Source organism: Streptomyces adustus, from assembly GCF_009377175.1.
Lineage (GTDB): Bacteria > Actinomycetota > Actinomycetes > Streptomycetales > Streptomycetaceae > Streptomyces > Streptomyces adustus.
In genome coordinates, this window is sequence record NZ_VJZD01000095.1 from 26,506 (window position 1) to 32,803 (window position 6,298).

Below are 6,298 nucleotides of genomic sequence, written 5' to 3' on the forward strand. Positions count from 1 at the left end.
TAGGGTGTCGGTGTGGACCTCGAAACCGTCCGGACCTTCGTCGCAGCCGCCGACGCGGGGCAGTTCCAGGAGGCCGCCGCCGAGCTGGCGATCACCCAGCAGGCCGTCTCCAAACGTATCGCCGCGCTGGAGCGCGTCCTCGGTGTGCGGCTGTTCACCCGCACCGCGCGCGGCGCCACCCTCACCATCGACGGCCAGGCGTTCCTGCCCCACGCGCGCGAGCTGCTGCGGGTCGCCGCACGGGCGGTCACTTCCGTACGGGCCGGCCACCGACCGCTGCGCGTCGACATCATCGCCTCCCGCGGTGCCGCGTCGGGCCTGATGCGCGCCTTCCATCGCGCGCACCCCGAGACCGACCTCGACGTGGTGATGCTGCTCGACATCGAGACGGCCGTCGCCGCGATCCGCTCCGGCACCATCGACGCGTCCTTCCGCGCCGTGGCCGCGCCCGGGCGGCCCCTTCCCGAGGACATCGAGTCCGTCCGGGTGATCGACGAGCCGCTCCAGCTCCTCACCGGCCCCGCCCATGCGCTGGCGGGTGCCCGGTCGGTGACCGTCGCCCGGCTCGCCGGGCACCGGATCTGGATGCCCGGCATCGTCCCCGGCAGCGAGTGGGCCGCCTACTACGACGACCTCGTCGCCGAGTTCGGCCTCACCATCGAGGCGACGGGCCCCAACTTCGGCTCCGACGCACTCCTCGACACCATCGCCGACACCCCCGCCCTGGCCACCTTCATGGGCGAGCGCACCCGCCTCGTCTGGCCCGCAGGTCACGGCCTGCGCCTCATCCCCGTCACCGAGCCGACCCCCGTCTACCCGCACTCCCTCCTCTGGCACCGCGACAACCCCCACCCGGCGCTGGCCACGCTCCGCGCCCACCTCGCCGCCACCGGCACGGGCCACGACGCCGCCGGGACCTGGACGCCGGACTGGGTGCTGCCACGCTGAATCCCGCGCCCCGGCCCGCGGACCTGCAAGCCAGGGCGGCCGAGTACCCCGTGACGACCCGCTGCCCGGCGCCGAGTTGCTGATTTCGCAGGGCGTACCCGCCCGCTTATGATCTTGGCCGTGACTGTGCAGAATTCAGACAAGATGCTCTCCCGCAAGCAGAGACTCCAGGAGAAGCAGCGCCGACAGCTGTCGGTGGTGGACACGGTGGACAAGGCCGAGGCCAAGGTCCGCAAGGCGGACGCCGAGCTGGCCGTGGCGGTCGCCGAGGCGGTGCAGGTGTTCGGGGACGAGAAGTCCGCGTCCGAGGGCCTCGACATGACGCCCGAGGCGATCCGCCGCTTCCTCCTCATGGCGCAGGAGGAGTCCGCCAAGGAGTCCGCCAGGACCGACGAGCCCGTCGGCGAGTCCTGACCCTCCGGGTGATGACCCTCGGCGTGGCCCCCGGTGACGGGTGCCACGCTGGTGTGCTGACCGTGACGGTGGTGCGCAGGGGAATCAGGTTCACTCCCGAGTCGTTGTAACGCGTCGGCACGGCCGGTCGGTTGGCCGTCCGCGGCGTGACCGAGGCATGTCCGGCCGAGCGAGGGAGTGGTGATCACGCGATGAGGGCGGTGCGGTTCCACACGTACGGCGAGATCGACGTGCTGCGGGTGGAGGAGGTGGCGCGCCCGGTGCCCGGCCCGGGGCAGTTGCTCGTCGAGGTCCGCGCGGCCGGGATCCAGCCCGGTGAGGTGATGATCCGCAAGGGCGCGCGGCACGACCGCTGGCCGGCGACGTTCCCGTCCGGTCAGGGCAGCGATCTGGCCGGTGTCGTGGTCGAGTCGGGCCCGCAGGTGCGCGGCTTCGCGGTGGGCGACGAGGTCCTGGGCTTCACCCACGGCCGGGCCAGCCACGCGGAGTTCGTCGTGGTCGACGACGTGAACGTGATCCACCGTCCGCAGGGGCTGCCCTGGGACGTGGCGGGGTCGTTGTACGTGGCCGGTACGACCGCGTACGCCTGCGTGTTCGCGGTGGACCCAGGACCGGCCGACACCGTCGTGGTGTCCGGTGCGGCGGGCGGCGTCGGATCGCTCGCCGTGCAGCTCGCCCGAAGGCGTGGCGCCACGGTGATCGGGCTGGCGAGCGAGCGCAACCACGCCTGGCTCAAGGACCGCGGGGTCGTCCCGGTCGGGTACGGGCAGGGCGTGGCCGAGCGGATCCGGCAGGCCGCGGGCGGGGACGTCGACGCGTTCATCGACACGTTCGGCGACGGATACGTGGAACTGGCGGTCGAGTTGGGCGTGCGGCCCGAGCGGATCAACACGATCCGCGACTGGCGGGCGGCGGCCGAGTTCGGCGCCCGGACCTACGGCGAGGGATCGGCGGCGTGCGCGGTCGTGATCGGTGAACTCGCCCGGCTCGCCGCGCGGGGGGACCTGGAGGTGCCCATCGCGCGCGGCTACCCGCTGGAGCAGGTACGCGATGCCTACCGCGAGCTCGAACAGGGGCACACCCACGGCAAGATCGTGCTCCGTCCGTAGGGCCTGTCCGGCGGACCGTCTCAGTGCCAGTGCGCGGGACGGCCGAGCGCCGGGGGCAGCCGGGTGGCCGTGTCCCCCTTAGCCGCGTTGACCTGGGCCTGGGTCAGGAAGATGCTTCCGGTGAGGTCGGCCCCGCTCAGGTCGGCGTCGCGCATGTCCGCGCCGATCAGGTCGGCGGTGCGCAGGTCGGCCGCCGAGAGGTCCGCCGCGATGAGCAGGGCACCGCGGAGATTCGCTCCCCGAAGGTCGGCGCCGGCGAGCCCGGCGCCGATCAGGTCGGCTCCCCGATGGTTCTTCTTACGGCCGGGGACCGTGGCCCGTATCCGCTCACTGGCTTGCAGCAGCAGGACGTTGACGTCGCCGCGCAGCGCGGCCACGTCGAGTTCCAGGAGCGATTCGGCGCTGCCGCGGCTGAGTTCCTCGATACGGCCGAGTGCCTTGCGGAGGTCCTGGTGGGCGGGGCGGGCCGAGGGGTGGCCGAGGGCCTCGGTGATGTACCAGAGCAGTTCGTGCAGTTGCCGCATCAGCGGGAAGACCGCGAACATCCGGCGTGCGCTGTCCGGCTCCTGCCGCCAGTCCCTGCCATCGAAGGTGACGTGCGAGACCTTCTGGCCGGCGCCGAAGCAGTCGTAGGCGGTACAGCCGGGAAAGCCCTTCTCCCGCAGCCGGGTGTGTATGCCGCAGCGGAAGTCCGCCTCCAGGTTCGAACACGGCTGTCCCGCGTTCTTGTCGACCGCGAAGTCGGCCGAGCGCGCGAAGGGGAGCGCTACGCAGCACAGCCCGAAGCAGTTCGCGCAGTCGGCCCGGAGATCCTTCCGGCCGCCGTCGGCGACCGAGGGCTTGCGGCTGTCGGTGGTGGGGGCTCGGTGCTTCGGGGACAACGTGTGCGCTCCTGCCGCGAGTCGGGCACCGTTTGCCGCGGTGCGCCGAGGTTTGCCCTCATTCTCACCGATGGCCGCGGACACCTGTCCGGCGGGTGCGGCCGGGAGGCGGATCGCGGGCCCGGACATCTGTCACCACCCTTGCCCACCGCGCCACTTGCGCTGCCAGGACCGCCCCCGCATCACCGGGGCGGTCCTGGCGGCGCGTCTTCTAGAGCGCCATCTCGTACGCCCCGGACAGCGCCTCGACCTGCTCCCAGACCCGCGCCGAACGTGCTTCGTCGACGACGGGACGCCGGACCGCGCCCAGTGCCCAACTCTGTTGCTGCCCGGTCGCGGAGTCCTTGCCGTGCAGCTCGACGGCATGTCCGGAGAAGTCACGGACGAACACGGAGAACAACTCGTCGAGCACGGACTCGTCCAGACCGGTCAGCCGCGCCTGCTCCAGAATCAGCTGACCGTGCACCACCAGCGCGAACAACTGTCCTACAGAGAGGAGGAAGTCGAGGTCGCGGCTCTGCTCCTCGTCGGGGGCCATGGTGGTGACGAACTCGCACAGGGCGTCGGCCTGTTCCCGGAAGCGGGCGACGTTCGGGACCTCGGCGTACGCGTCGAAGGCGGGGCGCCAGTCGTGGAAGCGTACGGAACCCAGGCCGCGGGCCGGGCCCTGCCGGAACAGGAAGTCGTCGTCGACCGCGTCGAGTCGGCTCGGTACGTCGGGGTGGGCGACCGGCTCCAGCAGGTGGTTGCGCATGAACTTGAGGATCAGCGCGAGGTTGACGTGGACCGTCCCCTCCAGCTTGGGCAGGCTCCGGATCTCCACCGCGGCCTGGGAGAAGTAGTTGTCCTTCTCGAAGCCCTTGGCGGCGATGACGTCCCACATCAGGTCGACGACCTTCTCGCCCTCCGTGGTCACCTTCATCTTCGTCATCGGGTTGAAGAGCAGATAGCGGCGGTCCTCGGGACCGGCCGAGCGGAAGTAGTCGACGGCACGGTCGCTGAACAGCTTCATGCCGACGAGACGGACGTAGGCATCGGCCAACTCGCGGCGCACGTGCGGGAAGGCGGTGACGGGACGGCCGTACAGGATCCGGTTGCTCGCGTGGGTGACGGCCTCGTACATCGCGTGCTCGCAGATGCCGATCGACGCGGTGCAGAGGTTGAACTTGCCGACGTTCACGGTGTTGAGCGCCGCGTCGAAGGCGGCACGGCCGGTGTGCAGGACGTCCTCGGGGGCGACCGGGTAGTCCTCCAGACGGAACTCGCTGACGTACTTGGAGGAGTCGACGACGTTCTTCACCAGGTGGTACGCCGGGTGGCGGCTGTCGGCGGCGAAGAAGACGTATCCGTCCGGGCCTTCGACGTCGGTGCGGCGGCCGAACACGGAGACCAGGCCGGCGGCGTTGCCGTTGCCGATGTAGTACTTGGAACCGGAAGCCCGGAAACCGCCGTTGCCGTCGGGCTCCAGCAGCATGTCGGTGGAGTAGATGTCGGCGCCGTGGGTCTTCTCGGACAGGCCGAAGGCGAAGACCTCGCCCTCGTTCAGGAGGTCCGCGGCACGGGTGCGGGCGGCGGCGTTGTCGCTCTGCCAGACCGGGCCGAGACCGAGGATGGTCACCTGCCACGCGTACCAGTAGTCAAGACCGTAGAACCCGAGGATCTCGTTCAGGGCGGCGATCCGGGCGGTGTCCCAGCGCTGGTCCTCGTCCCCGGCGGCGGAGGCCGGGGTGAGGAAGGTGGCGAACAGGCGCTCCTTGGCGGCGAACGCGAGGAAGTCCCCGAGCCAGGCGCGGGTGCGGTAGTCCTCGATCAGCCGGCGCTTGCCGCGCTCCTCGAACCAGTCGACGGTGGCGCGCAGCAGCCTGCGGGTTTCGGGGTCGAAGTGCGCCGGGTCGTACGTGTGCGGGTTGAACAGCAGCGGAGTGCTCATGAGGGTTCGCCTTCCGGGGTATGGGGGGTCGAGAGTTGCCGGGGGAGCGGTCGGCCGAACGCGGCGCGGCTCAGGCCGAGGGTGAGGTCCTGCCCAGGGTGTGGAGTGTGGCGAGGACGTCGTCGAGCCAGGCGACCGTCATCCGCTCGTACGCGATGCCGCCGCGCAGCACGACGTGCTGGAGTTCCTGGCCGGCGTCGAGCGGTGCGGGGGCGTCGGGCCCGGTGAAATCGCGCAGTTCCCCGCTGAGGTAGTGCGCGAGCCGGGCACGGTGCACCTCGAGGTGCCGTTCGACCTCGTCGACGAGCGCCGCCGGGTCGTCGAAGGCGGCGCCGCGGATCTTCACCGCGAGATCGTGGCGGAGGCTCTCCGGCTCGATCGGCTCGTGCAGCCATCCGGAGAGGGCCGCCCGGCCGGGGGCGGCGACGGAGTACTCCTTCTTGTCCGGCCGTCCCTGCTGCGGTACTTCGCGGACGTCGAGCACGCCCTCGCTCTCCATGCGCTTGAGAACGCGGTAGATCTGCTGATGGGTCGCGGTCCAGAAGTAGCCGATGGAACGGTCGAACCGCCGGGCCAGTTCGTAGCCGGAGCCCGGTTTCTCCAGCAGGGAGACGAGGATCGCGTGTTCGAGCGCCATACCGCACAGCTTTCTATGCAACTAGTTGCATAGACAAGGGCGGCCGCCCGGGTGAGACACGGCTCACCCGGGCGACGTGGCGCGCATCGCCCCACCGTCGGGGCGCATCACCTAGCGAAATGGCCCTGGATACGACAAAGCCGCTGCTTCGTGTGAAGCAGCGGTCGGTGTCGCGTGATGCCTGCGGTGGGCAGGGCTGGCACTGGTTGTTTTAGTACCAGTGGTGGGTCTGCCAGAAGTCCCAGGCCTGGACGGGGCTGCCGTAGCGGGAGTTCATGTAGTCCAGGCCCCACTTGATCTGGGTGGCGGGGTTGGTCTTCCAGTCGGAGCCGGCGGTGGCCATCTTCGAGCCGGGCAGGGCCTGGACGAGGCCGTAGGC

Annotated in this window: 7 protein-coding genes; 3 read left to right on the top strand and 4 right to left on the bottom strand. The window is 70.6% G+C overall.

The features are described 5' to 3' along the window. Nucleotides 1-12 precede the first annotated feature (12 nt). The 3 genes from FNH09_RS22965 (at nt 13) to FNH09_RS22975 (ending at nt 2,471) form a co-directional block, all read left to right on the top strand. Complete coding sequence (locus tag FNH09_RS22965) at nt 13-948, top strand: LysR family transcriptional regulator (RefSeq protein WP_162468961.1); 936 nt, start codon at nt 13-15, stop codon at nt 946-948. A gap of 120 nt (nt 949-1,068) precedes the next feature. Then, nucleotides 1,069-1,362 carry a hypothetical protein gene (locus FNH09_RS22970; protein ID WP_338017655.1) on the top strand — a complete coding sequence of 98 codons (294 nt, stop codon included), beginning with the start codon at nt 1,069-1,071 and terminating at the stop codon, nt 1,360-1,362. A 191-nt stretch (nt 1,363-1,553) separates the two neighbouring features. Further along, nucleotides 1,554-2,471, top strand: coding sequence for an NADP-dependent oxidoreductase (locus FNH09_RS22975; RefSeq protein ID WP_152890986.1), 918 nt, complete (start codon nt 1,554-1,556; stop codon nt 2,469-2,471). Nucleotides 2,472-2,491: 20 nt separating this feature from the next. On the opposite strand, the gene FNH09_RS22980 is transcribed toward FNH09_RS22975, so the two are convergent. The 4 genes from FNH09_RS22980 to FNH09_RS22995 form a co-directional block, all read right to left on the bottom strand. After that, nucleotides 2,492-3,352, bottom strand: coding sequence for a pentapeptide repeat-containing protein (locus tag FNH09_RS22980; RefSeq protein WP_238426984.1), 861 nt, complete (start codon nt 3,350-3,352; stop codon nt 2,492-2,494). Nucleotides 3,353-3,563: 211 nt separating this feature from the next. After that, entirely contained in the window at nt 3,564-5,282 is a 1,719-nt protein-coding gene (locus FNH09_RS22985; protein WP_152890990.1) for an acyl-CoA dehydrogenase family protein, read from the bottom strand. A gap of 70 nt (nt 5,283-5,352) precedes the next feature. Then, nucleotides 5,353-5,919, bottom strand: coding sequence for a PadR family transcriptional regulator (locus FNH09_RS22990; RefSeq protein WP_152890992.1), 567 nt, complete (start codon nt 5,917-5,919; stop codon nt 5,353-5,355). Between the two features lie 211 nt (nt 5,920-6,130). Next, a partial coding sequence (locus FNH09_RS22995) for an aggregation-promoting factor C-terminal-like domain-containing protein (RefSeq protein ID WP_476691269.1) occupies nt 6,131-6,298 on the bottom strand: 168 nt, incomplete at its 5' end.